The sequence below is a fragment of the Caballeronia sp. LZ024 genome, assembly GCF_031451455.1.
Taxonomy (GTDB): Bacteria; Pseudomonadota; Gammaproteobacteria; order Burkholderiales; family Burkholderiaceae; genus Caballeronia; species Caballeronia telluris.
The window spans coordinates 2067381-2094207 of sequence record NZ_JARUXL010000001.1 but is presented as its reverse complement, the minus strand read 5'-3'; the positions used below and the strand labels follow the sequence as shown (position 1 = coordinate 2094207).

Annotated in this window: 28 protein-coding genes; 16 read left to right on the top strand and 12 right to left on the bottom strand. The window is 63.5% G+C overall.

What is annotated here, in order from left to right; genetic code table 11:
* Window positions 1-2 precede the first annotated feature (2 nt).
* The 13 genes from nuoI (at window position 3) to QCE48_RS09280 (ending at window position 11753) form a co-directional block, all read left to right on the top strand.
* The gene (nuoI, locus tag QCE48_RS09340; RefSeq protein WP_062637266.1) at window positions 3-491 is read left to right on the top strand and encodes an NADH-quinone oxidoreductase subunit NuoI; all 489 of its coding nucleotides are present in this window, start codon (window positions 3-5) and stop codon (window positions 489-491) included.
* A 178-nt stretch (window positions 492-669) separates the two neighbouring features.
* Window positions 670-1359, top strand: a complete 690-nt coding sequence (locus QCE48_RS09335; RefSeq protein WP_309788099.1) for an NADH-quinone oxidoreductase subunit J — start codon at window positions 670-672, stop codon at window positions 1357-1359.
* Between the two features lie 20 nt (window positions 1360-1379).
* Window positions 1380-1685 carry an NADH-quinone oxidoreductase subunit NuoK gene (gene nuoK / locus QCE48_RS09330; RefSeq protein ID WP_007588140.1) on the top strand — a complete coding sequence of 102 codons (306 nt, stop codon included), beginning with the start codon at window positions 1380-1382 and terminating at the stop codon, window positions 1683-1685.
* Between the two features lie 17 nt (window positions 1686-1702).
* Window positions 1703-3775 (top strand): NADH-quinone oxidoreductase subunit L, encoded by a 2073-nt coding sequence (nuoL, locus tag QCE48_RS09325; RefSeq protein ID WP_309788100.1) that lies wholly within the window; start codon window positions 1703-1705, stop codon window positions 3773-3775.
* Between the two features lie 13 nt (window positions 3776-3788).
* Window positions 3789-5279, top strand: coding sequence for an NADH-quinone oxidoreductase subunit M (locus tag QCE48_RS09320; RefSeq protein ID WP_116567486.1), 1491 nt, complete (start codon window positions 3789-3791; stop codon window positions 5277-5279).
* Between the two features lie 25 nt (window positions 5280-5304).
* Entirely contained in the window at window positions 5305-6777 is a 1473-nt protein-coding gene (gene nuoN / locus QCE48_RS09315) for an NADH-quinone oxidoreductase subunit NuoN (protein ID WP_309788101.1), read from the top strand.
* On the top strand, window positions 6777-7115 hold the full coding sequence (locus QCE48_RS09310) for a DUF2818 family protein (RefSeq protein ID WP_309788102.1): 339 nt from the start codon (window positions 6777-6779) through the stop codon (window positions 7113-7115). Before nuoN ends, QCE48_RS09310 begins: the two co-directional genes overlap by 1 nt.
* Window positions 7116-7154: 39 nt before the next feature.
* A complete protein-coding gene (locus QCE48_RS09305; protein ID WP_309788103.1) occupies window positions 7155-7754 on the top strand; it encodes an NUDIX hydrolase in 600 nt (199 codons plus the stop codon).
* Between the two features lie 212 nt (window positions 7755-7966).
* Window positions 7967-8419: a DUF1178 family protein gene (locus tag QCE48_RS09300; RefSeq protein WP_309788104.1), complete on the top strand. Its 453-nt coding sequence runs from the start codon at window positions 7967-7969 to the stop codon at window positions 8417-8419.
* A 54-nt stretch (window positions 8420-8473) separates the two neighbouring features.
* Window positions 8474-9670: an acyl-CoA dehydrogenase family protein gene (locus tag QCE48_RS09295; protein WP_309788105.1), complete on the top strand. Its 1197-nt coding sequence runs from the start codon at window positions 8474-8476 to the stop codon at window positions 9668-9670.
* Between the two features lie 10 nt (window positions 9671-9680).
* The gene (locus QCE48_RS09290; RefSeq protein WP_309788106.1) at window positions 9681-10811 is read left to right on the top strand and encodes an acyl-CoA dehydrogenase; all 1131 of its coding nucleotides are present in this window, start codon (window positions 9681-9683) and stop codon (window positions 10809-10811) included.
* 25 nt (window positions 10812-10836) lie between these two features.
* On the top strand, window positions 10837-11295 hold the full coding sequence (locus QCE48_RS09285; protein WP_309788107.1) for a MaoC family dehydratase: 459 nt from the start codon (window positions 10837-10839) through the stop codon (window positions 11293-11295).
* Entirely contained in the window at window positions 11292-11753 is a 462-nt protein-coding gene (locus tag QCE48_RS09280; RefSeq protein WP_309788108.1) for a MaoC family dehydratase, read from the top strand. The genes QCE48_RS09285 and QCE48_RS09280 overlap by 4 nt, the downstream gene beginning before the upstream one ends.
* A gap of 27 nt (window positions 11754-11780) precedes the next feature.
* On the opposite strand, the gene QCE48_RS09275 is transcribed toward QCE48_RS09280, so the two are convergent.
* The 6 genes from QCE48_RS09275 to QCE48_RS09250 all read right to left on the bottom strand — a co-directional run bounded on the left by QCE48_RS09275 (window position 11781) and on the right by QCE48_RS09250 (window position 18068).
* Window positions 11781-12470, bottom strand: a complete 690-nt coding sequence (locus tag QCE48_RS09275) for a glutathione binding-like protein (RefSeq protein WP_309788109.1) — start codon at window positions 12468-12470, stop codon at window positions 11781-11783.
* 120 nt (window positions 12471-12590) lie between these two features.
* Window positions 12591-13817, bottom strand: coding sequence for an acyl-CoA dehydrogenase family protein (locus QCE48_RS09270; RefSeq protein WP_309788110.1), 1227 nt, complete (start codon window positions 13815-13817; stop codon window positions 12591-12593).
* A 24-nt stretch (window positions 13818-13841) separates the two neighbouring features.
* Window positions 13842-14948, bottom strand: a complete 1107-nt coding sequence (locus tag QCE48_RS09265) for a phosphotransferase (RefSeq protein WP_309788111.1) — start codon at window positions 14946-14948, stop codon at window positions 13842-13844.
* A gap of 70 nt (window positions 14949-15018) precedes the next feature.
* Window positions 15019-15744, bottom strand: coding sequence for a histidine phosphatase family protein (locus QCE48_RS09260; RefSeq protein WP_309788112.1), 726 nt, complete (start codon window positions 15742-15744; stop codon window positions 15019-15021).
* Entirely contained in the window at window positions 15741-16529 is a 789-nt protein-coding gene (locus tag QCE48_RS09255) for an oxepin-CoA hydrolase, alternative type (protein WP_309788113.1), read from the bottom strand. Before QCE48_RS09255 ends, QCE48_RS09260 begins: the two co-directional genes overlap by 4 nt.
* Window positions 16530-16532: 3 nt before the next feature.
* Entirely contained in the window at window positions 16533-18068 is a 1536-nt protein-coding gene (locus QCE48_RS09250; RefSeq protein WP_309788114.1) for a 3-hydroxyacyl-CoA dehydrogenase, read from the bottom strand.
* A 108-nt stretch (window positions 18069-18176) separates the two neighbouring features.
* On the opposite strand from QCE48_RS09250, the gene QCE48_RS09245 reads away from it, so the two are divergent.
* Window positions 18177-18824: a glutathione S-transferase gene (locus tag QCE48_RS09245; RefSeq protein ID WP_309788115.1), complete on the top strand. Its 648-nt coding sequence runs from the start codon at window positions 18177-18179 to the stop codon at window positions 18822-18824.
* Between the two features lie 33 nt (window positions 18825-18857).
* Here QCE48_RS09245 and QCE48_RS09240 read toward each other — a convergent pair whose 3' ends face one another.
* The gene (locus QCE48_RS09240) at window positions 18858-20039 is read right to left on the bottom strand and encodes a pyridoxal phosphate-dependent aminotransferase (protein ID WP_309788116.1); all 1182 of its coding nucleotides are present in this window, start codon (window positions 20037-20039) and stop codon (window positions 18858-18860) included.
* A 43-nt stretch (window positions 20040-20082) separates the two neighbouring features.
* Complete coding sequence (locus tag QCE48_RS09235; RefSeq protein ID WP_309788117.1) at window positions 20083-20589, bottom strand: putative toxin-antitoxin system toxin component, PIN family; 507 nt, start codon at window positions 20587-20589, stop codon at window positions 20083-20085.
* 57 nt (window positions 20590-20646) lie between these two features.
* Between QCE48_RS09235 and yaaA the strand changes: the two genes are divergently transcribed.
* Window positions 20647-21426 (top strand): peroxide stress protein YaaA, encoded by a 780-nt coding sequence (gene yaaA / locus QCE48_RS09230; RefSeq protein ID WP_309788118.1) that lies wholly within the window; start codon window positions 20647-20649, stop codon window positions 21424-21426.
* Window positions 21427-21490: 64 nt separating this feature from the next.
* Entirely contained in the window at window positions 21491-22645 is a 1155-nt protein-coding gene (locus QCE48_RS09225) for a M14-type cytosolic carboxypeptidase (RefSeq protein ID WP_309788119.1), read from the top strand.
* A 91-nt stretch (window positions 22646-22736) separates the two neighbouring features.
* Here the strand turns inward: QCE48_RS09225 and QCE48_RS09220 are convergent, their stop codons facing one another.
* From QCE48_RS09220 to QCE48_RS09205, 4 genes are all read right to left on the bottom strand, one after another.
* A complete protein-coding gene (locus QCE48_RS09220) occupies window positions 22737-23294 on the bottom strand; it encodes a BspC domain-containing protein (RefSeq protein WP_309788120.1) in 558 nt (185 codons plus the stop codon).
* A 125-nt stretch (window positions 23295-23419) separates the two neighbouring features.
* Window positions 23420-24094 (bottom strand): energy-coupling factor ABC transporter permease, encoded by a 675-nt coding sequence (locus QCE48_RS09215; RefSeq protein WP_309788365.1) that lies wholly within the window; start codon window positions 24092-24094, stop codon window positions 23420-23422.
* A 78-nt stretch (window positions 24095-24172) separates the two neighbouring features.
* Window positions 24173-24985, bottom strand: coding sequence for a response regulator transcription factor (locus tag QCE48_RS09210; RefSeq protein WP_309788121.1), 813 nt, complete (start codon window positions 24983-24985; stop codon window positions 24173-24175).
* Window positions 24986-25196: 211 nt separating this feature from the next.
* A complete protein-coding gene (locus QCE48_RS09205) occupies window positions 25197-26411 on the bottom strand; it encodes a DUF2863 family protein (protein WP_309788122.1) in 1215 nt (404 codons plus the stop codon).
* Window positions 26412-26827: the final 416 nt, after the last annotated feature.

The window sequence follows — 26827 nt, the reverse complement described above, 5'->3', positions numbered from 1 at the left end:
CCATGACCGCAATTCAGAATTTTTTTAAGACCTTCTTTCTGACCGAACTGCTCAAGGGCCTCGCGCTGACGGGACGCTATACGTTCCAGCGCAAGATCACCGTGCAGTTCCCGGAAGAGAAGACGCCGATCTCCCCGCGCTTTCGCGGCTTGCACGCACTGCGCCGCTACGAGAACGGCGAAGAGCGTTGTATCGCGTGCAAGCTGTGCGAAGCCGTGTGCCCGGCGCTCGCGATCACGATCGAATCCGAAACGCGCGCCGACAACACGCGCCGCACGACGCGCTATGACATCGATCTGACCAAGTGCATCTTCTGCGGCTTCTGCGAGGAAAGCTGCCCGGTCGATTCGATCGTCGAAACGCACATTCTCGAGTACCACGGCGAGAAGCGCGGCGACCTGTATTTCACGAAGGACATGCTGCTGGCTGTCGGCGACCGTTACGAAACGGAAATCGCGGCATCGAAGGCGGCGGACGCGCCTTACCGTTGATGATGCGGAGCGGGGAAGAATCAAAACGAGTCCCCGCTCGAATCGAATACCTGCTGTTCCGGCACGCGCGCCGAGTCCGCACCTGCACGTTCGAAGCATCGCGACGAAGCAAGAAAGAAGCGAAGCGCCCGTGTCCAAACACAATGCCTGATGATGGCCTAACGATGAACCGGTAATCATGGAATTCACGACCGTACTGTTCTATATCTTCGCGCTGCTCTTGACCGTGTCGGCGCTGAAGGTGATCACTTCGCGCAACCCGGTGGCATCCGCGCTGTTTCTCGTGCTCGCGTTCTTCAACGCGGCCGCGATCTGGATGCTGCTCCAGGCCGAATTCCTCGCGATCCTGCTGGTTCTGGTCTACGTCGGCGCCGTGATGGTGCTGTTCCTGTTCGTAGTCATGATGCTCGACATCAATCTCGACGAACTGCATCGCGACTTCAGGAAGTTCGTGCCGATCGCGAGCATCGTCGGGGCGATCATCATCATCGAGACCGCGCTGATTCTCTGGCACGGCTACGGCGCGACGGTTGCGCCCGTGCACGATGTCACGGCGGGCGCCGGTGTCGGCGGCGGCGCGGTGATGTCGAACACCGGACTGATCGGCAAGGTCATCTATACGGACTACATCTTCGCGTTCGAAATCGCGGGTCTGATCCTGCTGGTGGCGATCATCGCGGCCGTTGCGCTGACCATCCGCGAGAAGAAGGACAACAAGCGTCAGACGGTGAGCGAGCAGGTCAAGGTGCGCGCGTCGGATCGCGTTCGTATCGTCAAGATGAAGTCGGAAACGGAAGCGCCCGACGCGACGACCAATCCTCCCGTCACCGGCAACGTCGGTGCGGGCACGGTCGACAACAAGGGCTGAGCGAGAAGGAGAGAAAGAAAATGTTGAGTCTTGCCCATTACCTCGTGCTCGGCGCGATCCTGTTCGCGATCAGCATCGTCGGGATTTTCCTGAACCGCCGCAACGTGATCATCATCCTGATGGCGATCGAGCTGATGCTGCTCGCGGTGAACACCAATTTCGTCGCCTTCTCGCACTATCTCGGCGACGTGCACGGCCAGATCTTCGTGTTCTTCGTCCTGACCGTGGCCGCCGCCGAAGCGGCGATCGGTCTCGCGATTCTGGTGACCCTGTTCCGCAGCCTCGACACGATCAACGTCGAGGATCTCGATCAGCTCAAAGGTTAAATTCAGGCTAGGCTGTTATGTCCACGACACTCAATGAAAACCTGCTGCTCGCGATTCCGCTGGCACCGCTAGTCGGTTCGCTGATCGCCGGGCTCGCCGGGAAAGCGGTAGGGCGCAAGGGCTCGCACCGCGTCACCATTCTCGGCGTCGCGATTTCCTTCGTGCTCTCCGCGATGGTCTTCTTGCAGGTGATGCAAGGCGCGAGCTTCAACGCCACCATCTACGAATGGATGAACGTCGGCTCGCTGAAGATGGAAGTCGGCTTTCTCGTCGACTCGCTGACGGCGATGATGATGGTCATCGTGACCTTCGTCTCGCTGATGGTGCACATCTACACGATCGGCTACATGGCCGAGGACGACGGTTACGAGCGTTTCTTCTCGTACATCTCGCTCTTCACGTTCTCGATGCTGATGCTCGTGATGAGCAACAACTTCCTGCAGCTCTTCTTCGGCTGGGAAGCGGTGGGTCTCGTGTCGTACCTGCTGATCGGCTTCTACTACACCCGCGAAAGCGCGATCTACGCGAACATGAAGGCGTTCATCGTGAACCGCGTCGGCGACTTCGGATTCCTGCTCGGTATCGGCTTGTTGCTGGCGTTCGGCGGGTCGCTGAACTACGGCGATGTGTTCGCGCAAGGCACGAAGCTCGCGGGCATGAGCTTCCCGGGCACGGACTGGGGCCTTCTGACTGTCGCGTGTATCTGCCTTTTCATCGGCGCGATGGGTAAGTCCGCGCAATTCCCGCTGCACGTCTGGCTGCCGGATTCGATGGAAGGCCCGACGCCGATCTCCGCGCTGATCCACGCGGCGACCATGGTGACGGCCGGTATCTTCATGGTCACGCGTATGTCGCCGCTCTTCGAATTTTCGGATTCGGCGCTCTCGTTCGTCACGGTCATCGGCGCGATCACGGCGTTGTTCATGGGTTTCCTCGGCGTCGTGCAAAACGACATCAAGCGCGTGGTGGCTTACTCGACGCTCTCGCAGCTCGGCTACATGACGGTGGCGCTCGGCGTGTCGGCGTATCCGGTGGCGGTGTTCCACCTCGCGACGCACGCGTTCTTCAAGGCGCTGCTGTTCCTCGGCGCGGGTTCGGTCATTATGGGCATGCACCACGACCAGGACATGCGCAACATGGGCGGTCTGCGCAAGTACATGCCGATTACGTGGATCACGTCGCTGATCGGGTCGCTCGCGCTGATCGGCACGCCGTTCTTCTCCGGCTTCTATTCGAAGGACTCGATCATCGATGCGGTGAAGCTCTCGCATCTGCCGGGTTCGGGCTTCGCGTACTTCGCGGTGGTGGCGAGCGTGTTCGTCACGGCGCTGTATTCGTTCCGCATGTATTTCATGGTCTTCCACGGCGAAGAGCGCTTCCGTAATCCGAAGCATCCTGAATCGCCGATGGGCGCGGAAGCCGCGGCGCACGGCCACGACGACCACGGCCACGGGCATGACGCTCACGGTCACGGTCACGACGACCACGCACACGAGCCACACGAAACGCCTTGGGTGGTCTGGCTGCCGCTCGTGCTGCTGGCGATTCCGTCGGTGGTGATCGGCGCGATCGCGGTTGGTCCGATGCTGTTCGGCGATTTCTTCCAGCACGGCGTGGTCTTCGACAAGGTGATCTACATCGCCGAGAACCACCCCGCATTGCACGAAATGGCCGAGGAGTTCCACGGCTGGGCCGCGATGGGCGTTCACTCGGTGTCGGGTCTGCCGGTCTGGCTCGCACTCGCGGGTGTGGTCGTCGCCTGGTTCCTGTATCTGAAGCGCACGGACCTGCCGGGCAAGATCCGCGCGCGTTTCCCGGGCATCTACACGCTGCTCGACAACAAGTACTACTTCGACAAGATCAACGAAGTCGTCTTCGCGAAGGGCGCGGTCGTGATCGGCCGCGGCCTCTGGAAGGAGGGCGACGTCGCCGTCATCGACGGCATCGTCAACGGCAGTGCGCGGTTCGTCGGCTGGTTTGCCGGCGTGATCCGCTTCCTTCAATCCGGTTACATCTATCACTACGCGTTCGCCATGATTATCGGCATGTTGGGGCTCTTGACCCTGTTTGTAACGCTCGGCGGCAAATAAGGCGAGGGACCCTATGCACTCTTTTCCGATTCTCAGTGTCGCGATCTGGTTGCCGATCGTATTCGGCCTCCTGGTCCTGGCGGTTGGCTCCGATAAAAACCCGGCGCCCGCGCGCTGGATCGCGCTGATCGGCTCGATCCTCGGGCTGCTCGTCACGATTCCGCTCATCACCGGCTTCGATTCGTCGACGGCCGCCCTCCAGTTCGTCGAACAGGCGAACTGGATCGAACGCTTCAACATCACGTACCACCTCGGCGTGGACGGCATCTCGATGTGGTTCGTCGTGCTGACCGCGCTCATCACGGTGATCGTCGTGATCGCCGGGTGGGAAGTGATCACCGAGCGCGTCGGGCAGTACTTCGCCGCGTTCCTGATCCTCTCGGGCATCATGATCGGCGTGTTCTCCACGGCCGATGGCATGCTGTTCTACGTGTTCTTCGAAGCGACGCTGATTCCGATGTACATCATCATCGGCGTGTGGGGCGGACCGAACCGCGTGTACGCGGCGTTCAAGTTCTTCCTGTACACGCTGATGGGCTCGCTCCTGATGCTGATCGCGCTGCTGTATCTCTACATGCAGACGCACACGTTCGACCTCGCCACCTGGCAGGCCGCGAAGATCGGTTTCACGCCGCAGGTGCTGCTGTTCATCGCGTTCTTCCTGGCGTTCGCCGTGAAGGTGCCGATGTGGCCGGTTCACACGTGGTTGCCGGACGCCCACGTCGAAGCGCCGACCGGCGGCTCCGTCGTGCTGGCCGCGATCATGCTGAAGTTGGGCGCCTATGGTTTCCTGCGCTTCTCGCTGCCAATCGCGCCGGATGCGAGCCATTTCCTTTCGCCTGTCGTCATCACGCTGTCGCTGATCGCGGTGATTTACATCGGCCTCGTCGCGTTGGTGCAGACGGACATGAAGAAGCTCGTCGCGTATTCGTCGATCGCGCACATGGGCTTCGTCACGCTCGGTTTCTTCATCTTCAGCCAGCTCGGCGTCGAAGGCGCGATCATCCAGATGATCTCGCACGGCTTCGTGTCGGGCGCGATGTTCCTTGCGATCGGCGTGCTGTACGACCGCGTCCACTCGCGCCAGATCGCGGATTACGGCGGCGTCGTGAACACGATGCCGAAGTTCGCCGCGTTCTCGATGCTCTTCGCGATGGCGAACTGCGGCTTGCCTGGCACTTCTGGTTTCGTCGGCGAGTTCATGGTCATCCTGGCTGCGGTGAAGTACAACTTCTGGATCGGTTTCCTCGCGACCTTCACGCTGATCCTCGGCGCGGCGTACACGCTGTGGATGTACAAGCGCGTGCACTTCGGCGCGATCGCGAACGATCACGTCGCCAAGCTGACGGACATCAACAAGCGTGAAATCCTGATGCTTGCCGTGCTCGCCATCTTTACGCTGTACATGGGCCTGTATCCGAAGCCCTTCACCGATGTGATGCACGAATCCGTGGCAAACCTGCTCTCCCACGTCGCGCAGTCGAAGCTGCCGCTCACCCAGTAACGTCGTGCGGAGGAATTAAAAGATCATGCAAAACGCCCCTATGAGTGCCTTGTTGCCCGACACGATCCTGATGCTGGCGATCGTCGTGGCCTGGTTGAACGACACGATCTTCGGCGTGCCGAGCCGTCGCGTCACCTACCTGATTTCCGTGGTGTCGACGCTCGTCGTCGGCGTGTGGTTCGCGTTCGTCGCCCTCGATCCGGTGCCGCATTACTTCTTCTCGCGCATGTACGTCGTGGATTCGTTCGCGAGCGCGATGAAGGCGGTGGTGTGCCTGGGCTACGCGGTGTCGATCATCTATTCGAAGAAGTATCTGGAAGACCGCGATCTATTTCGCGGCGATTTCTTCCTGCTTGGCCTCTTTTCGCTGCTCGGCCAGTGCGTGATGATTTCGGGCAACAACTTCCTGATGCTGTATCTCGGCCTCGAACTGATGTCGCTGTCGCTGTATGCGGTGATCGCGCTGCGCAAGGATGCGCCGCAGTCGAACGAATCGGCGATGAAGTATTACGTGCTCGGCGCGCTCGCATCGGGCTTCCTGCTCTACGGCATCTCGATGCTGTACGGCGCGACCGGTTCGCTCGAACTGAACGAAGTGCTGAAGGCGATCGCGTCGGGCCATATCAACGATGCAGTGCTGCTCTTCGGCGTGATCTTCGTCGTCGCCGGCGTGGCGTTCAAGATGGGCGCGGTGCCGTTCCACATGTGGGTGCCGGACGTCTATCAGGGCGCGCCGACCGCGATGACCCTGCTCACCGGCGGCGGCCCGAAGGTCGCGGCGTTCGCGTGGGGCCTGCGCTTCCTGGTGATGGGCCTGTTGCCGCTCGCCGTCGACTGGCAGGAGATGCTGGTGATCCTTGCGGCGCTGTCGCTGATCGTCGGTAACGTCACGGGTATCGTGCAGAAGAACATCAAGCGGATGCTGGCCTATTCGGCGATCTCGAACATGGGCTTCGTGCTGCTTGGCCTGCTCGCGGGCGTCGTCGACGGCAAGCTGACGGGCGCGGCCGGTGCGTACAGCTCGGCGATGTTCTACAGCATCATCTATCTCGTGACGACGCTCGGCACGTTCGGCGTGGTGATGCTGCTGGCACGCCGCGATTTCGAAGCGGAAACGCTCGACGACTTCAAGGGCCTCAATCAGCGCAGCCCGGTGTTCGCATTCGTGATGATGGTCATGATGTTCTCGCTCGCGGGCATTCCGCCGACGGTCGGTTTCTACGCGAAGCTCGCCGTGCTCGAAGCGACGATGAACGCCGGCCTCACATGGCTCGCCGTGCTGGCCGTGATGACGTCGCTGGTCGGCGCGTTCTACTACCTGCGCATCGTCAAGCTGATGTATTTCGACGCACCGCAGGACGCATCGCCGATCGTCGCCGGCGGATTGAATCGCGGCCTCCTCGCGTTCAACGGCCTCGCCGTGCTCGTGCTCGGCCTGGTCCCGGGTCCGCTGATGTCGGCGTGTCTGACGGCCATCACGCACACGCTCTCGTTCTGATGTCGGCAGCGGGCTGGTTTATCGTGTTGTTGGCGCTCGTGGGCGCCAACCTTCCGTTCCTGAACCAGCGTCTGTTCGCCGTCGTGCCGATTCCGCATCGGATCGCGAATCAGTCTGTCGGCACGACACGGCGAAGAGCGGCGAAGAAGAACGCCTGGATCCGCATCGCCGAGTTGATCGTCCTCTATTTTGTCGTGGGCGCGCTCGGCTTTATGCTTGAAGCGCGCGCGGGCAATCGCTTCGAACAGGGCTGGCAGTTTTACGCCATCACCTTCAGTCTGTTCGTCGTGCTCGCGTTTCCCGGCTTCACGTTTCAATACCTCGTCAAACGCCGCTGACAGCGCACGCTGTCGCGGCTCTTACGCATAGGGCGCACGATGGCTGATCACTCCTCCTTTCCCGACAGCGACGACGGCTTGATCGAAAAGACGGTCGGAAGCGTCACGCTGCACGAAGGCAAATTCCTCACCGTGAAGTGCGATACGGTCGAACTTCCCGACGGCAAGCACGCGACGCGCGAATTCGTCGAGCATCCGGGCGCCGTGATGATCCTCCCGCTCTTCGACGACGGTCGCGTGCTGCTCGAACGCCAGTTCCGCTATCCGATCGGCAAGGTGCTGGTCGAATTTCCGGCGGGCAAGATCGATCCGCACGAGGACGAGCTGGCTTGCGCCAAGCGCGAACTGCGGGAAGAGACCGGATACGACGCGCGTGAATGGTTTTTTCTGACGCGCATCCATCCGGTCATTTCGTATTCGACCGAATTCATCGATCTCTACCTCGCGCGCGGCCTGATCGAGGGCGAGCGCAAGCTCGACGACGGCGAGTTCCTCGAAACCTTCATCGCCGACCAGACGCAACTCGCGGAGTGGGTGAAGAGCGGCCGTATCAGCGACGTGAAGACGATCATCGGCGCGTTCTGGGTGGAGAAGGTCCTGTCGGGCGAGTGGCAACTGGGCGATCCGATCGGCGAATGAATCCGTTGAGCGCATGACGAGAAGCGGCCAGGCGATTTTCCTGGCCGTTTTTTTTGTCTTTCGGCCGCGCCCCGGCAGGGAGAAGGCCAAAGGGCTAAAATCGACCCTCCAACCTGCCGGTTATGACGGGCAGCGTCTTCGATCCGCGTTTTACGAACGATCGTTCACAAAACGCGTTTTTACGATAAACTCGAGCAAAGCTCCCGATCAGCATGAAGGTCCTCGATTTAAAGTGCTCCCACGAACATCGTTTTGAAGGCTGGTTTGCTTCAACCGAAGCGTTCGAATCGCAGTTGTCGCGTGGACTGGTCGCGTGTCCGGTCTGCTCGACAGTCGAGGTAAGCCGCATGCCGTCGGCGCCGCGCCTGAATTTGTCGTCGAGCCGGAATGACAGCGCGCCTTCGCAGCCGCAAGCGAAGGGCGCCGAGCCCGATGCAAACGTCATCCAGGCGCGTGCGCTGCGGTTTTTGCGCGAGGTCCTTGAAAAGTCTGAGAACGTCGGTGAGCGTTTCGCCGAGGAAGCGCGGCGCATGCATTACAACGAAGCGCCGGCGCGCAATATTCGGGGTGTCGCCACGCCCGAAGACGCGCACGCGTTGCTCGAAGAAGGCATCGACGTGATGCCGCTGCCTATTCCGGCTGCATTGAAAGAACCGCTGCAGTAGCGTTCGTCGCGGTGTCTCTCGGTCGGCCGGAACCGGCCATGACAGGAGACGCGCATGGACCTGAACTACTCCCCCGCGGACGACGCCTTTCGCGCCGAGATCCGCACCTGGCTCGAAGCCAACCTGTCGCGCGAGCTGCGCGACAAGGTACTCCATCACAAACGACTCAATCGCGACGACTACGCGAGCTGGCATAAACTGCTCGGCGTGCGCGGGTGGTCGGTCATCGCGTGGCCGGTCAAATACGGCGGACCCGGCTGGGACGCGACGCGGCGCCACATCTGGGACGAGGAATGCGCCCGCGCCGGCGCGCCGGGCGTATTGCCGTTCGGGGTGTCGATGGTCGCGCCGGTCCTGATGAAATATGGCACCGATGCGCAAAAGGCCCGCTATCTGCCGCGCATCCTCGACGGCTCCGACTGGTGGTGTCAGGGTTACTCGGAGCCCGGTTCCGGCTCCGATCTTGCCTCGCTGAGAACGCGGGCCGAGCGCGCGGGCGATCACTACATCGTCAACGGCCAAAAGACCTGGACGACGCTCGGCCAGCACGCCGACATGATGTTCTGCCTCGTGCGCACCGATTCGTCCGCGAAAAAGCAGGAAGGCATCTCGTTCCTGCTGATCGACATGAAGACGCCGGGCATCACCGTGCGCCCGATTATCACGCTCGACGAGGACCACGAAGTCAACGAAGTCTTCTTCGAAGACGTGAAGGTGCCGGTCGAAAACCGGGTCGGCGATGAGAACCGCGGCTGGACCTACGCAAAATATCTGCTCGGCCACGAGCGCACGGGCATCGCGCGCGTCGGGCAGTCAAAGCGCGAACTCGTGTTTCTCAAAAGCGTCGCGCTCGATCAGACGAAAAACGGCAAGCCCCTGCTGCACGATCCCCTGTTTGCCGCGAAGATCGCCGCGCTGGAGATCGAACTGATGGCGCTGGAAGTGACGGTGCAACGCGTCGTCGCGAGCGAGGCTGAAGGGCGCGGACCGGGACCGGAAGCGTCGATGCTCAAGATCAAGGGCACCGAAGTCCAGCAGGCGCTGACCGAACTGATGGTCGAAGCGGTCGGGCCGCAGGCCGCCGCATTCGATCCGGCGTATCTCGAAGGCGAGCGCGAGCACAGCGCAGCCGGCGACGACGCCGCCGCGCCGCTCGCCGCGTATTACTTCAACTTCCGCAAGACGTCGATCTACGGCGGCTCGAACGAAATCCAAAAGAACATCATCGCGCAGATGATGCTGGGACTGTGAGGAGCGGCGCATGGACTTCAATTTCACGGACGAACAGCAGCAGCTTCGCGATGCGCTGCGTCGCTATCTCGATAACGAATACGGCTTTGATGCGCGCCAGAAGATCGTCGCCTCCGAGGCGGGCGTCGATGAGCGGCACTGGCGCGCGTTCGCCGAGCTAGGCTTGACCGCGCTGCCGGTGCCCGAGGCGCAGGGCGGTTTCGACGGCGGCGCCTTCGACATGCTCGTCGTCATGCAGGAACTGGGGCGTTCGCTCGTCGTCGGGCCTTATTGGGCGACGGCCGTGGGCATCGAGGCATTGCGGCTTGTGGCGCGCGAGAATGTGCCGCACGGGAACACGCTGCTCGAACGCGCGGCGCAAGGCGAAATCAAGCTGGCCGTGGCGTTCCACGAATCGCGCGCCCGCTACGACCTGTTCGATATCCGTGCGACGGCGCGTCCCGCGGGCGACGCCTTCGTGCTGACGGGCGAAAAATCGATCGTGCAGCACGGCGCGCAGGCCGACTTCTGGATCGTGCCGGCGCGGCTCGACGGCGAAGTCGCGCTCTTCGTCATCGCACGCGACGCCGCGAACGCGGACGTGACCGAATACCGGACGATCGACGGCCAGCGCGCCGCGACGCTCAAGTTCGCCGATACCCCGGCCGCGCGCCTGGGCGATGAGCACACGGGCGCGGCGACCTTCGAGCAGATCGCCGACTACGCGACTTATCTGCTCTGCGCGGAAGCGCTCGGCGCACTGGATGCGCTGAACGCGGCAACCGTCGACTACACGAAGGACCGCCAGCAGTTCGGCACGCCGATCGCGCGCTTTCAGGCGCTGCAGCATCGCATGGTCGACATGTTGATCCACGCCGAGCAGGCGCGCTCGATCACTTATCTCGCGGCCGCGCGCTACGCGAGCCCCGACCCCGATGTGCATCGGCAGGCGATTTCCGCGGCGAAGGCGCGCGTCGGACAGGCCGCGCGCTTTGTCGGGCAGCAGGCGGTGCAGCTTCATGGCGGCATGGGCGTGACGAACGAAGTCGCGGCGGCGCACTGGTTCAAGCGTCTGTCGATCATCGAAACGACGCTCGGCGACGTCGATCACCATCTCGCGCGTTTTGCCTCGCTGCCGGCTTTCGCGGACACTGACATCTGACGCATCGAACAAAAAGGAGCCAGGAATGACCTACAGCTATGAAGATTTCGAAGTCGGCTCGGCGGTGACGCTTTCCGCGCATGCGTTCACGCGCGAGGAAATCGTCGGGTTTGCCGAGCGTTACGATCCGCAGCCGTTTCATGTGTCCGACGAGGCGGGCAAGGCGTCGCACTTCGGCGGGCTTGTCGCGAGCGGCTGGAACACCTGTTCCGCGATGATGGGCATTCTCGTGCGCGACATGCTGCGCGATTCCACGTCGATGGGTTCGCCCGGCCTCGACAACATTCGCTGGCTCAAGCCGGTGCGCGTCGGCGACACGGTGCGGCTCACCGTGCGCGTGCTCGACAAACGCGTCTCCGCGAGCAAGCCGGATCGCGGCATCGTCGCGACGCGCTGGGAAGCGCACAACCAGAACGGCGAGCTCGTGCTGACCGTCGATTCGGCAGCGCTCTTCGGTCTGCGCAATCCGGCGGCGAGCCGATGAGTCCCGCGCGCCTTTGCAGCGCGGCAGATTTTCACGCGGCAACCGGCAGCGCAAGCTACGAGAGCGAATGGACGGAGATCGACCAGACGCGCGTGAACCTGTTCGCCGATGCAACCGGCGATCACCAGTGGATTCACGTCGATCCGCAACGCGCGGCGCGCGAATCGCCATTCGGCGGCGCCATCGCGCATGGTTTTTTGACGCTTGCGCTCGTGCCGATGTGGCTCCAGCGCTCTGTGCCGCTCGATGCGCGAATGAGCGTGAACTACGGCCTGAACCGCGTGCGATTCATGGCGCCGGTGCCGGTGGGATCGATGCTGCGCGCGACGTTCGCCATCGAGAAGACGGTCGATGTCGATGAAGGCGGCGTGCAGGCGATCTGGCTCGTAACGGTGGAGCGGCAGGGCGCGGAGCGACCTGTCTGCGTGGCGGAGTTCATCACGCGCCACTACTTCTGAACGTGGGAGCGCGCGGTCCGGCCGGGTTCAATGCTTCGCGTATTGCGTCGCGCCGAACAGCACTTCCTTTTCCTTGTCCGTGAACGGCTTGCGCTGGGACGCCAGCACTTCGACGCCGCGTTGCACCGCCGGCCGTTGCGCGATCGAATCGAACCAGCGCTTCACGTTCGGATATTCGTCGAGCACGATGCCCTGATTCTGCCAGGAGCGCGTCCACGGAAACGTGGCGATATCGGCGATCGTGTATTCGTTGCCCGCGAGATAGCGGGTGACGCCCAACTGCTTGTCCATCACGCCGTACAGCCGCTTCGCCTCGTTCGTATAGCGGTTCACCGCGTAATCGATCTGCTGCGGCGCGTAATTGCGAAAGTGATGCGTCTGCCCGAGCATCGGTCCGATGCTGCCCATCTGGAACATCAGCCATTGCAGCGTCGTGTACCGGCCGACGGGATCGGCGGGCAGGAACTGGCCGGTCTTCTCGGCGAGATAAACGAGGATCGCGCCCGATTCGAACAGCGCGAGCGGCTTGCCTTCGGGGCCGTCGTTATCGATGATCGCCGGGATCTTGTTGTTCGGGCTGATCGCGAGAAAGTCGGGCGCGAACTGGTCGCCCGCGCCGATGTCGACGGCGTGCGCCTTGTAGTCGAGGCCTGTCTCCTCGAGCATGATGTGGATCTTGTGACCGTTGGGCGTGGCCCAGCTATAGACGTCGATCATTTCCGCTCCTTGAATCCCGTTGGACGATTCCGGCGGCCGCCCGATACGCGCGGCCGCCGCTCACGCGCGAAAAATTAGAGCATGTTTCGATGCGACGTGCAGAACCGGCGGTCAACGCGTTCAGCCATGCGGCTCCATGTACCGCGAGAGTTCGAGCTTCGCGATGGCATTGCGATGCACTTCGTCCGGGCCGTCCGCGAGACGCAGCGTGCGCGCCGACGCATACGCATACGCGAGCGGAAAGTCGTCGCAGACGCCGGCCGCGCCATGCGCCTGAATCGCCCAGTCGATCACCTGGCACGCGACGTTCGGCGCGACCACCTTGATCATCGCGATCTCGCCGCGCGCGCCCTTGTTGCCGGCGGTGTCCATCATGTAAGCCGCCTTCAGCGTGAGCAGACGCGCCTGCTCGATCAAGATGCGCGCCTCGGCGATGCGCTCCCGCGTGACGCCGTGTTGCGCAATCGGCTTGCTGAACGCGACGCGCGCGAGCGTGCGCTTCGCCATCAGTTCCAGCGCGCGCTCGGCAAGTCCGATCAGCCGCATGCAATGATGAATGCGGCCGGGGCCGAGCCGGCCTTGTGCGATCTCGAAGCCGCGGCCCTCGCCGAGCAGCATGTTCGAAGCCGGCACGCGCACGTTGTCGAGCGTGATCTCCATGTGGCCGTGCGGTGCGTCGTCATAGCCGAAGACGTTGAGCGGCCGATGCACGGTGATGCCGCTCGCATCGGCGGGCACGAGGATCATCGACTGTTGCTGGTGTTTCGGCGCATCGGGGTCGGTCTTGCCCATCACGATGTAGACCTTGCAGCGCGGATCGCCCGCGCCCGACGACCACCATTTGTGGCCGTTGATCACGTAGCCGTCGCCATCGCGCGTGATGCTGCACTGGATGTTCGTCGCATCCGACGACGCCACGTCCGGCTCCGTCATCAAAAACGCCGAGCGGATCTCGCCGCGCAGGAGCGGTTCGAGCCATTGCAGCTTTTGCTCGTCGCTGCCGTAGCGCTCGATGGTTTCCATGTTGCCCGTATCGGGCGCGTTGCAGTTGAACACTTCGGGCGCCCACGGCACGCGGCCCATGATCTCGCACAGCGGCGCGTATTCCAGGTTTGTCAGTCCCGCGCCGCGTCCGGATGCGGGCAGGAACAGGTTCCACAAGCCGGCCTCGCGCGCCTTTTCCTTCAGCATTTCGATGAGTTGCGTCGGAATCCAGGCATTGCCGTTCGCGCGATTGGCCGCGATCTCGTCGATGAATGCGCGCTCGTTCGGATAAATGTGCGCATCGAAGAATTCGAGCAGTTTTTCGCGGAGTTCCTGAACCTTCGGTGTGTAGTCGAAATTCATGCGATTCCTTGTCTTTGATTCCACTCAGACGCCGACTTTCTGCGCATAAAGCCAGGCCAGCTCGGCCATCGGCTTCGCGCGCCGGCCGGCGTCCACGGCCTGCGCGCTCGATGCGGTGCCTTCGGTGACGCGCTTCATGATCCCCTGCAGGATCGCGGCGATGCGGAACATGTTGTAGGCGAGATAGAAGTTCCAGTCGCCTTCGATCGTCAAGCCGGTGCGCTCGCAATATCGCGCGACATACGCCTTTTCGTCGGGAATGCCGAGCGCGGCCCAGTCGAGCCCCGCGATGCCGCGAAACTGCGACGGATCGACGTGCCACGCCATGCAGTGATAGGCGAAATCGGCGAGGGGATCGCCGAGCGTCGACAGTTCCCAGTCGAGCACGGCGAGCACGCGCGGCTCGGCTGGATGGAAGATGAGGTTGTCGAGGCGATAGTCGCCGTGCACGATCGAGACGCGTTCGCTCGCCGCCGACGAGCCGCGCGGAATGTGCTTCGGCAACCAGTCGATGAGCCGGTTCATCGCTTCGATCGGCTCCGTTTCGGAGGCGACGTACTGTTTGCTCCAGCGCCCGATTTGACGTTCGAAGTAGTTTCCCGGCTTGCCGTAATCGGCGAGACCCACTGCGGCCGGATCGACCGAATGCAGCGCCGCGATCACGCGATTCATCTCGTCGTAGATCGCGCCGCGCTGCGAAGGCGTCATGCCGGGCAGCGACTGGTCCCACAGCACGCGGCCCTCGACGAATTCCATCACGTAGAACGCGCGGCCGATCACGCTTTCGTCGTCGCAGAGCGCGACCATCTTCGCGACGGGAACATCGGTTTGCGCGAGCGCGTCCATCACGCGATATTCGCGCTCAATCGCGTGCGCAGACGGCAGCAGCCTGGCGATGGGCCCTGGTTTGGAGCGCATCACGTAACTGCGCGCGGGCGTATTCAGCTTGAACGTGGGATTGGACTGGCCGCCTGCGAATTGCTCGATCGCGAGCGGTCCCTCGAAGCCTGCGACGTGCACGGCGAGCCACGCGGCGAGCGCATGCTGGTCGAAGCCCGCTTGCTCGTTGACTGGTCGCGTTCCCTCGAACGCGGAGTAATCCTGCGGCTCGTGGCCGGCGCTGTCTGACATTGTCTCCTCCATGTGACGATCCGCTCCGCATCTTCTGACGATGCTCTGCGAGCGGACCGAATTTTCGATGTCACTTCATGAGATTCGTCTTGAACTTGAGGAACTGCGCGTACAGCAGTTCCATCGTCGTGTTGCGCACGCCGGTCTGAAGCGGCGAGGGCGGCGAATGGTTGATCGCGTGGATGACGAAGTCGCCCGGTTTCTCGCCGACGTCGAGCGCGTTGATGCAACCCGTCGCCTGCGACAGATGTCCGAAGAACGCGCGACCGCCCGCCGTGATCGCATGCGAAAGCAGCGCGCGATTCACGCCGCCATGCAGCACGAGCAAGACGGTGTCCCAACGCGTGTCTTCGCGCAGACGCGTCATCGCGGGCAACGCGCGGTCGAGCAGTTGCCCGATCGTCTCGCCGCCGAGAAACTGCGTCTCTTCCGGCACGACGCCGTCGAAGACCGAGAGAAATGCGCGCTCGATATCGTCGGTCGAGAGGTTCTTCAGATGACCGCCGCGAATCTCTTCCCATTCCGGCCAGATTTCGATTTCGACGGCCTGGCCGCTTGCATCCAGCACGCGCCGCGCGGTTTCGACCGTGCGCGGCAAGCCGCTCGCGATCACGCGATCGAAGCGCACGCCCTCTGCCGCGAACGCGCGGCCGGCCGCGCTCGCTTCCTCGCGGCCGCGTTCGTTCAAGGGCACGCTGACGGGATCGATCGCGCGGCCGGTGTCGTCGAAATAGGTGACGTCGCCGTGACGCATCAGAAAGATGCGGCGGCGTTCCGGCAATTGGTAGGCGCTCATTTGTAGTTCGGCTGGCGTTTTTCGAGGAATGCGCTGATGCCTTCGAGCGCGTCGCCGTGATGCAGCGCATCGACGAAGCTGTCGCGCTCGGCGTCGAGATGCGCGGCGAGCGGCTGCACGTCGGCGGCGGCGATCAGCGACTTGATGCGCGCAAGCGCTTTCGGCGACATGCTGCCGAGATCGTCGGCCCAGGCGACAGCCGAATCGAGCGCGGTGCCGCGTCGCGTCAGCCGGTTGACGACGCCGACGTCGTGCAGCCGCACCGCGCCGATCGGCTTCGCTTCCAGCAGGATCTCGCTTGCGAGCGCGCGCGGCAGCGCGCGCGTGAGAAACCACGAGCCGCCGCCGTCCGGCGTCAAGCCGACGCGCGCGTAGGACATCACGAACTTGGCGTCGTCGGCGGACACGATCAGGTCGCACGCGAGCGCGAGCGAAAAGCCCGCGCCCGCCGCCGCGCCCTCGACGGCCGCGATCACCGGCTTCGACGAGGCGCGGATCGCGCTGATCCATTCGCCGAGCAGGTCGATGCTCTCAGCCTGCACGGACGGGTCCTTCGCGCGGTTCTCCAGCAGCCGGTTCAGGTTGCCGCCCGCGCAGAAGAAGTTGTCGGCGCCCGTCAGCACGATCGCGCGCACCGAGGTGTCGCGCTCGGCGGTGTTGAGCGCCTCGATGCCGGCGGCGTACATGTCCGGATGCAGCGCGTTCTTCGCGCCGGGGTTCGAGAGCTTGAGAACGAGCGTGGTGTCGCTGCCTGCGGGACGATCGGTCAGGAGTTCGGCGCTCATCGCTTAATCCTCGCTGTGGGTGAGAGAAAGGCCGAGTTGCGCGCGGCGCGCGAGCCAGGGCGACGGCCGGTAGCGCGGATCGCCGAGCACGCTATGGATATTGCGCAGAATCGCGAGGATCGTCTTCGCGCCGAGCGCATCGCCGAGCGCGAGCGGTCCTTTCGGATAACCGAGGCCGAGCGTCACGGCGAGATCAATGTCTTCCGGCGACGCGATCCGCTGCTGCGCGATGTCGCAGCCGATGTTGACGATCGTCGCCACCACGCGTTGCGCGACGAAGCCGGTCGAATCTCGGATCACGGTGACGGGCACGCCGTCGGCGGCGAAGAGCGCGTGCGCGGCATCGCGCATGGCGGGCGTGGTCGCGGGCGTCGTCATGATCGTGCGGCGCGCGACGGTGTCGAGCGGGAACAGTGTGTCGATGGCGACGACGCGCGTCGCGTCCAGATTCTCGGCGACGGCCGCCGTGGTCGCATCGAAGCCGAGCGGCGTCACGACGATCAGCGAATCCGGCGCGGGTGTGTTGCCGGTGTCGATGTGAACGGCGGCATCGGATGTCGCGATCAGCTTCAGCACCTGTTCGCGCGCGCCGTGCGACACGCGGCTGATCCAGACGCGGTGCGGCAGGGCAGTCGGCGCGGGCGCTTCTTCCGGCATCTGCTTGTTGCCGTCGACGTACTTGTAGAAGCCTTCGCCCGCCTTGCGTCCGATGAGGCCGCCCGCGAGCCGCGTGCCGGTGATCGGCGAGGGCGTGAAGCGCGGCTCTTCATAGAACTGGTGATAGATCGACTCCATCACCGGATGCGAGACATCGAGCGCGGTCAGGTCGAGCAGTTCGAACGGTCCGAGCCTGAATCCCGCTTGCTCGCGCATGATGCGGTCGACGTCGACGAAACTCGCCACGCCTTCGCCCGCGATGCGCAAGCCTTCGGTATTCATCCCGCGTCCGGCGTGATTGACGATGAAGCCGGGCATGTCCTTCGCGCGCACCGGCGTGTGGCCCATGCGGCGCGCGAGGTCCATCAGCGCGTCGCCGGCGCCCGGGTCGCCGCGCAGGCCGTCGATCACCTCGACGACCTTCATCAGCGGTACCGGGTTGAAGAAGTGAAAGCCCGCGACGCGCTCCGGACGCGCGCAGCCCGCGGCGATCGCGGTGATCGAAAGCGAGGACGTGTTCGACGCGAGAATGCAGCGCTCGCCGACCACGCGTTCGAGTTCGCGAAAGAGTTCGCGCTTGATGTCGAGCTTTTCGACGATCGCCTCGATCACGACGTCGCAGTCCGCGAGGTCGCTGGTTTGCGCGGCGGCGTGGACGCGGGCGAGGGCGGCGTGCGCGTCCGCTTCCTTCAGCTTGCCTTTTGCGGCGAGTTTGTTCAGGGTGTCGGAGAGATAGTCGCGGGCAGCGGCGACGGCTTGCGGGTTGGTATCGAAGAGACGCACGGTCAGCCCACCGAGTGCCGCGATCTGCGCGATGCCGCGCCCCATCGCGCCGCTGCCGACGATGCCGATTGTCTCAACCTTAAAATCACGAAAGCTCATGGTGTAGGTCGACTCCTGATGCAATTAGATTAGCACGGTCGTGCATTTTTATGAGATGTTTCAGGTCCGGCAATGCACAATGCGAGCGACAAACAAAGGAGATATCGCATGATCAAGCTGTACGGGTTTCCGTTGTCCAATTACTTCAACAAGGTGAAGTTCGTCTTGCTGGAACACGACATTCCGTTCGAGGAAGTGCGCGCCGGTTTCAACCAGGATGAAGCGACGCTCGCGCGCTCGCCGCTTGGCAAGGTGCCCTATATCGAAACCGACGCGGGACCGCTTTGCGAATCGCAGGTGATCGTCGAATATCTGGCGAGCGCGCATCCCGACAAGCCCATCTTCGCCGCCGACCCTTACCACGCCGCGAAGGAACGCGAGCTTGCGACGTTCATCGACCTGCATTTGGAACTCGTCGCGCGCGATCTGTACAAGCAGGCGTTCTTCGGCGGCGCCGTGACCGACTACACGAAATCGCGCGTCGAGAAACTGCTGACGCGGCACATCGCGGGATTCGCGCGGATCGCGAAGTTCGCGCCTTACGTCGCGGGACCGGCCTTCAGTATCGCCGATGTGTGCGCGTTCGTGAGCCTGCCGCTCGTCGGTCTGGCGACAAAGGCCGTGTATGGAAGGGATTTCGTGCTCGACGCCGGCATCGACTGGAAGACGCACGGCAAGATGATCGGCGAGCGGCCGGCCGCGCAAAAGGTGACGGCGGACCGGCTCGCGTATATGGAGGCGCAAAAGCGCGGATGACGAAGCGCGGAGCTGCATCAGCCGCGACCCGGTTCAGAGCTTCGCGAGGCGGTCGAGCGCGAGTTGCAGCGTCTCTTCCTTCTTCGCGAAGCAAAAGCGCACGACGCCGGATTCATGGCGCTCGTGATAGAACGCCGACACCGGAATGGCCGCGACGCCGATCTCGCTCGTGAGCCATTGCGCGAATTCGGCTTCGGGCAGGTCGCTGATCGCCGAATAATCGACGCACTGGAAGTAGGTGCCGTCGCAGGGCAGCATCTTGAAGCGCGTGTTTGCCAGGCCTGCGCGGAAGAAGTCGCGCTTTCGCTGATAGAACGCGGGCAGGGTCATGTAGGGCGCCGGGTCTTCGAGATAGTGCGCGAGGCCGACCTGCATCGGCGTGTTCACGGTGAACACGTTGAACTGGTGCACCTTGCGGAACTCGGCGGTGAGCGCCGTCGGCGCGGCCACGTAACCGATCTTCCAGCCCGTCACATGAAACGTCTTGCCGAAGCTCGACACGACGAAGCTGCGCTTCGCCAGTTCGGGATAGCGCGAGACGCTCTCGTGCGGCGCGCCGTCGTAGACCATGTGTTCGTAGACTTCGTCGGAGAGGATCAGCACGTTCGTGCCGCTCACGATTTCCTCGAGCTTGCGCATGTCCGCTTCGCGCCAGACGCGGCCGGTCGGATTGTGCGGCGTGTTGATCATCAGAAGGCGCGTCTTCGGCGTGATCGCGGCGGCGATCTTGTCGAAGGGCAGCGCGTAGTCCGGCGCTTCCAGCGAGACGAACACCGGCTTGCCGCCCGCGAGTTCGATCGACGGCACGTAGCTGTCGTACATCGGCTCGATCACGATGACTTCGTCGCCCGGATGCACGCAGCAGAGGATCGCGGTGAGCAGCGCCTGCGTCGCGCCGGCGGTCACGGTGATCTCGCGGTCGGCGTCGTACTGGCGGCCATAGAGCCGGTCGATCTTCGCGGCGATAGCCTGGCGCAAGGACGCGGTGCCGGCCATCGGCGGATACTGGTTGTGGCCGTCGCGCATCGCGGTGGCGACGGCGTCGACGATGCGCGGATCGCAATCGAAATCGGGGAAGCCCTGGCCGAGATTGACCGCGCCTTTTTGCGCGGCGAGCGCGCTCATCACGGTGAAGATGGTCGTGCCGACCTGCGGCAGGCGCGAAGGAAAGCTCAGTTCGGCGGGCGTTTGCGGAAGTTCGTGCGTGGCGTTCATGGTGGCTTGGCGTGTGCGTTGTTTGAGCGATCAGCGTTCTATTCTAAACAGCAGCCGCCCGTTCGATTTCCGGCGTAAGGCCAAGCGCCGCGACGAACGGCGCTGGCTGCGCGATCTGAAACCCGAAGTCGCGCGCGGTACGACGCGCGAGCTTCAACACCGCGCGATCCTTCGAGACGAGCCATTGCGCCCTCGATGCATGCGCGAGTTCGAGGAACTTCTGGTCGTCGCGGTCGCGGCACTTCGGCAGCGGCCGTTCGTCCGCGGGCGGCGCGGGCGCGATCAACTGCGAGAGCCGCGCGACGGTTTCGAGCGCCGCCGCCTTGTCGACGCCCATGCGCACGAACTGCGGGTAGTCGAGCACGCGCGTGAGTTCTTTCAGACAGCGCGCGTCGATCAGCGCTTCGACGGTGCGCGCTTCGAGCGCGGCGCGGATCGGCCGCGCGGCGGGATCGTCGAAGACGAGGATGTCGATCCACACATTCGAATCCAGCACGACCGGGACGGGCGCGGTCTCGCAAAGCGCGGGCAGCGCGGAGGCATTTTCCATTCGATACAATCTGGGGTTTTGTGTCCTTGATCGTCGGCGGCGCGCCGGCGAGCCTCCATGATAATCGTTCTTTCGCCAGCCAAATCGCTCGACTACGAGACCCCGCCGCATGTCAGGAAGCACACGCTCCCCGAATTCATCGACGATGCAGCCGAACTCATCGACGGTTTGAGGAAGCTCTCGCCGCAGCAGATCGGCACCATGATGCACATTTCCGACCCGCTCGCGCATCTGAACTTTCAGCGTTACGCGGACTGGTCGACGCGCTTCACCGCGGACAACGCCAAGCAGGCGATGCTCGCCTTCAACGGCGACGTGTACGAAGGGTTCGCCGCGAAAACGCTGTCGGCGAGCGATCTCGATTATGCGCAGCATCACGTCCGGGTGCTGTCCGGGCTATACGGCGTGCTGAGGCCGCTCGATTTGCTGCAGCCGTATCGGCTGGAGATGGGCACGAAGTTCGCGAACGCGCGCGGGCGCGATCTATACGCGTTCTGGGGCGAGCGGATCACGACGGCGCTCAACGCGCAGCTGAAGAAGCAGCGCGGCGCGCGCGTGCTGATCAACTGCGCGTCGGAGGAATACTTCAAGTCGGTGAAGCCGAAGCTGCTGGACGCGCCCGTGATTTCGCCCGTCTTCGAAGACTGGAAAGGCGGCCGTTACAAGATCATCAGCTTCCACGCGAAACGCGCGCGCGGGATGATGGCGCGTTATGCGGTGGAAAATCGCATCGACGAGCCGGAAGCGCTGAAGGCCTTCGACAGCGAAGGCTACGCGTTCGACCCGAAGGCATCGAACGATGAGACGTATGTGTTTCGCCGGCGTATCGCCGAATGAGCGCCGAGTGATGGGTGGTTCATCGAACCGCAAACTGCATGAGACCAGGGTTAAGGAAAACGTCATGAGCATTTCGATTACGAGCAACTTCGACGCGGGCGCGATCGTCGTCGTGTCAGCCGAGCGTCCCGCGGACATCCGTCTGCGCGTGCGCCCCGACAGCCATGCCGAATTCGCGCAATGGTTCTACTTTCGCGTGTCGGGGGCGCGCGGCGAGCGCCTCGTGATGACCTTCGAGAATGCCGCGGACTGCGCGTTCGCGGAGGGCTGGCGGGACTACGAGGCGGTGGCGAGCTACGATCGCGTGAACTGGTTCCGCGTGCCGACGACCTACGACGGCCGCGTGATGACGATCGATCACACGCCGGATTTCGATCGCATCTACTACGCGTATTTCGAGCCGTACAGCGAGGAGCGCCACTCGGAGTTTCTCGGCGCCGTCCAGCAGATGCCACACGCGACGCTCACTGAGATCGGCCAGACCGTGCAGGGCCGGCCGATGTCGCTGCTCACGCTCGGCGTGCCGGCTGTGGACGCCGCGGCGCCGAAGAAGAACATCTGGATCATCGCGCGCCAGCATCCGGGCGAGACGATGGCGGAATGGTTCGTCGAAGGGCTGGTCAAGCGGCTCGCGGGCTGGGGCGACTGGGCGGGCGACCCGGTCGCGCGCAAGCTGTTCGATCAGGCGGTGTTTCATATCGTGCCGAACATGAATCCGGACGGCAGCGTGCTCGGCAACCTGCGCACCAACGCGGCAGGCGCGAACCTGAATCGCGAATGGATGGAGCCGGACGCCGCGCGCAGCCCGGAAGTGCTGTGCGTGCGCGAGGCGATCGCGGCGACCGGCTGCGATCTCTTCTTCGACATCCACGGCGACGAAGCCATTCCCTACGTGTTCGTGGCGGGATCGGAGATGCTGCCGGGCTTTACCGACAGGCAGGCGAAGGAGCAGGCCGCGTTCCTCGAATTCTTCAAGCAGGCGAGCCCGGACTTCCAGGACGTGCACGGCTACGAGTCGAGCAAGTACCAGACGGATGCGCTGAAGCTTGCGTCGAAGTACATCGGCAACGAGTACGGATGCCTGTCGCTGACACTCGAAATGCCGTTCAAGGACAACGCTAATCTGCCCGACGAGCGCGTCGGCTGGAACGGCGAGCGCAGCGCGGCGCTGGGCGCGTCGATGTTGCACGCGATCCTGCGGCACGTCGAGGCGTTCTGATTTTCCGGGCGCAGCGCACCGCAGTGCCAGCGAAAAGGGCGTGATCGCCGGATGGTGATCACGCCCTTGTGCTTTCTGCGCCGCGACGGCTTCAGTGCTTCTTCTTGGCGGTGGTTTTCTTCGACGAACCCGTCGCCTTCGATTTCGACTTGCCCTTCGTGCCGTGCTTGCTCTTCGACGAGCGCGGCTCCGCGCGCGCCTTGGCCGGCGGCACCGGATCGTTCCAGCCGAACGCGAGCATCTGGCTGCCGACATAGCCGCAGCGGAACTTCAGCGAGGCCGGATCGCGGTCGCCGCTCTTGCTCACGCCGAGGCCTTCGACCGTCACCACGTTGTCGACCTTGACGCGCTGCTTGTGGTTGTCGAAGGAATCGTTCCATGGAACGAGCGTGGAATGCGAGGCATCGAAGGAAGTGGCCGGGAACTCGACATGGTCGAACGCCGTCGACGTGCTCGCGACAAAGCTGCCGTGCGCGGCGCAGTCGGCGATCAGCGGGTTGGCCTGGAAATCGGTGACGAAATGGTGGACGAGTTCGTTGCGTTCGTCGAGCGTGTCGGCAAAGGCGGTGACGGTGCATGCGATCGATGCGCATACCGCCAACCGGCCGACGAGCCGAAGCAGTCGGCGCGGTGCGTGATTACTTTCCATCAAGTTAGGCGCAAGAGAGACACAGGCACATAAGATGCCTGACGAGGGGAAGGAGTTCCATCTTATCGCAATTTGCGCGGCGCCTTGCCTGCGAAGCGCGTGGGCAAAGGCCGCAACGGCGCCGTTCAGACACGAGGTCCGCGGTCTAGACGATAGCGCCGGAGATCGTAGGTCGTGATCCAGGCGGGCTTGTACACCGAGATCAGGATTGTGAGCAGCCCGGTGAAGAGGGCCTCGCCGGCGCAGAGCAACAGTGACCCGCGGATGAAGGCGGGCGGGATCGGGATCGACTTGCCCGCGAGTCCCATCTCGAAGAGCACCATCGCCCCGCAGGCGGCGGCCACCGCAATCGCGGCGGCGATGAAGCCGTGGCCGATGATGAAGGTGAGGAGATTGCGCGGGAGCCACGCGTTGCTCGCGCGCTCCAGCACGGTCGAGATGCCGACCGGCAACGCGCCGAACAACAGATACGTGATGGGCGCGGTGAGCCAGGAAGCGTCGAGTACGGCCGCGGCGAGCGCAGTCGTCGCAGCCATGCCGATGAGCGCGAGCTGCCAGTCGAACAGCGTGACCATCAGCGTGGCGCCGAGCAGATGAATGACGGGGCCGTCATCGAACCACGCGTTGCACGCCCACAGCACGGTCACGGCCACAATGATGCCGAGCCACACATGCTGGAGCGTGGCGTCCTGCAGGCGGCGGAAGGGCCGCTGCATGAACGCGAGCGCGAGCAGCATCGCGGTGACGATCCAGCCACCGGATGCAAGCCACAGCGGGAGCGGTGTATAGAAGAACCCCATGAACCGCATATTACTCGCTGCGCGCGAAACGTGTGCGCCGTCGACGGGCTCGTCGCGACGGATCCGCGATACGCTGCGTCAGCGCCCGAAGGGCTTCTCGGGCTCCGCCGCGAGCAGGAATTGCGAATCGTTCTGGGCCGGCTCGGGGTACCGCGCGTTCGCGGTGCGCAGCGGCACCGGGCCGGATTCGCCGAGCGCGGGCCGGACCCGGGTCTCCTGTTCGGGACGCAGGACTTCGAGGCAATTGTTCTGCCAGCCGTTGTAGATTGCGACGGCGGCGGCGCGGTTCACGGCACCGAGCTGCTGGAAGATGCTCGCCAGATGGATCTTGACCGTGCCTTCGCTGATGCCGAGTGTCTTCGCGATGACCTTGTTCGTATTGCCCATGTGAACGCAGCGCATGATCTGCTGCTGACGCGGCGAGAGCGTGGCGCAACGCCCGGCGTTTCGCATCAGCTTCACGGGTTCGGGATAGCGCCGCGGAGCGGTGTCGACGGCGAGATCTGGATCGAGCGCGCCCACCGGGACATAGTGACCGCCGAGCAACACCATCTCCAGTGCGCGGACCAGCAGATGCGGATCGAGACTCCTCGGCACCACGCCGATCGCCCCCGCCATGAAGAGCCGCCGCGCGTGGCTGCCCGAGACGTCGTCGACCACGACGGCGGCCGGAATGCCCGGGCAAGCGCGCAGCAGGTCGTGTAGATCGGCGGGGTTCATGTTCTCCTGCCAGTCGATCACGATGAGATCGGGGTCGAGGCGCTGCACGGCGTGCCGCGCCTGTCGCCAGTCCTTTGCTTCGTTGAAGTGCCCTTGACGGTCGATGTGACGCAGAAGGGTCTTGAGCCCTGCGCGTCGCTCCGCGTCGGAATTGATCAATGTGACTTTCATGTTCGCCCCTTATGGTTATGGATTCGCGGCCTACTCTCAGACGGCCTTCCGCGACGATCAGTGCATCGCAGGATCAATGGTGACAAAAAGCGGCCGTTTTGGCGCCCTGTCCAGAAGGAATAGGCCAAACGCACATCCGCTGCGGCAAAAGAAAAACCCCGCGGAGGCGGGGCTTTTCGTGCAGCGAGTCGGCCATGGCCGTGCTCGAAGGTCAATGAAAGTGCGGTTGCGCGGGCTCGGCGTCCTCGGGCATTTCGGCGTGAACGATCTCGCCGAGGGGATCGGCGTAGAGCGGCACGCCGCAGTCGTCGCAATATTCCGGTTCGAAGCGGCCGGCGTGACGACGCACGTCGGAGACGCCCGCCTTCTTCAGCAACGCGACGATTTCCTCGACCGGGCCGTCGGCGCCTTCCAGGTCGACCGCCTCGTCTTCCATGCCGATCTCGCCGTTTTCGCGGCCATAGAGCGGCCAGACCACGCCGTAGATCACGTCATTGCTGCCGCGGCGCGTAAAGCCGACGCGATATTCGTCGACGCGCCGTTCGCCGAAGCCGGCGATCACCGCGCGCAATTCCTGAGGCGCTGCGCCGAGCGTGTCGAAGAGGTAGCGGACGGCCGTGCGCACGGTGTGCGGGCGGACTTGCTCGTCGGCATCGCGGCAGGCGGAGTAATAGGCGTCCGGCAGCAGGCATTCGAATTCGCAGCCGGGGAGGATGGCGGCGAAGCTCGGGCCGCCTTGCGCTGTCCATTGTTCCAGGCACTGGCCGCGCTCGATGCGTCCGCCGTTTTCGTCTTCCTGCCAGCGAAAGAGCGGCGCGCCCGTCGGCACGACGGCGACGGCGAGCAGGAAGCGCGGATCCGCGAGAATCGGCGAGGTTTCGGGCAAATCCGACAGATTCAGGCGTGCGGTGGGACCGCCCAGCGCGGTTTGCACGAGTTGCTGCGCGAGCCGCGCCGTATCGACGTGATGACGCGGCAATTGATCGATGCTGTACAGATACGGCGCGACTGCGACGCGTGCGCTGGCGGCGAGCACGTGTGCCTGCATCTGCGTGCGCAGCGCGTCGGCGACATCGCTTTTGAGCGGCCCCGACGGAATTGCATAACGCGTCCAGGCGAGCACCGGAGCCGCGATCAAGAGCGCCTCGTGCGGCACGCCGTCGAGGTCGAGCGCGAACGACTCGCTGTGCGTCTCGGCCATGTCGGCCAGCGCGCCGTATGCATCGGGATGATTTTGCTGGAGATGGTCGAGTGCGGCGTCGAGCGTCGTCTGATTGCCGTTGCGCACGATCTTCGCGAGAAGCGCGTCGAGACGCGTCTCCCAGAAACGATCTTCGATGCGACTGCCCGACGCGAACAATGCGAGTGCGAGGCCGACGAGCTTGTCGGCGTCCGGGGGAAGGCGTTTGGCGATTCGCGAGCGCATATGTTTGGAATGATCAGAGGCGGAGAACCTTTAATTGTAGTCGCTATGCGGCTGCTTTTACCGCTCTTCGACGACTGCCACGGCAGGCCATTGTGTGGCCCGTTTTATAGGGGCGAGGGCGCTAGTAAAAATTCTTTAAAAAAGCGCTTGCGCAACGCGCGGGTGGGCACTAGAATTCCGTTCCTTCGCTGCTCGATGAGTGGCGAGGAAGCGGGAAGTGAGTGCGGTGCGCGAGCCGCAAAGCCTTGTGGGACGGGCGATGCGGCGAGGTTGGCGGATTCGGTAGTTAAAAAAATCTGTTGACGAAAAGCGAAACGTTCTTCATAATCTCGTTTCTCTGCTGCTGATGCAGCGACGCAGAACGGAAGGGGTGGCGGCGGTAGTTAAGCGGCTGAACTTCAAAGGCGACTGAGGGT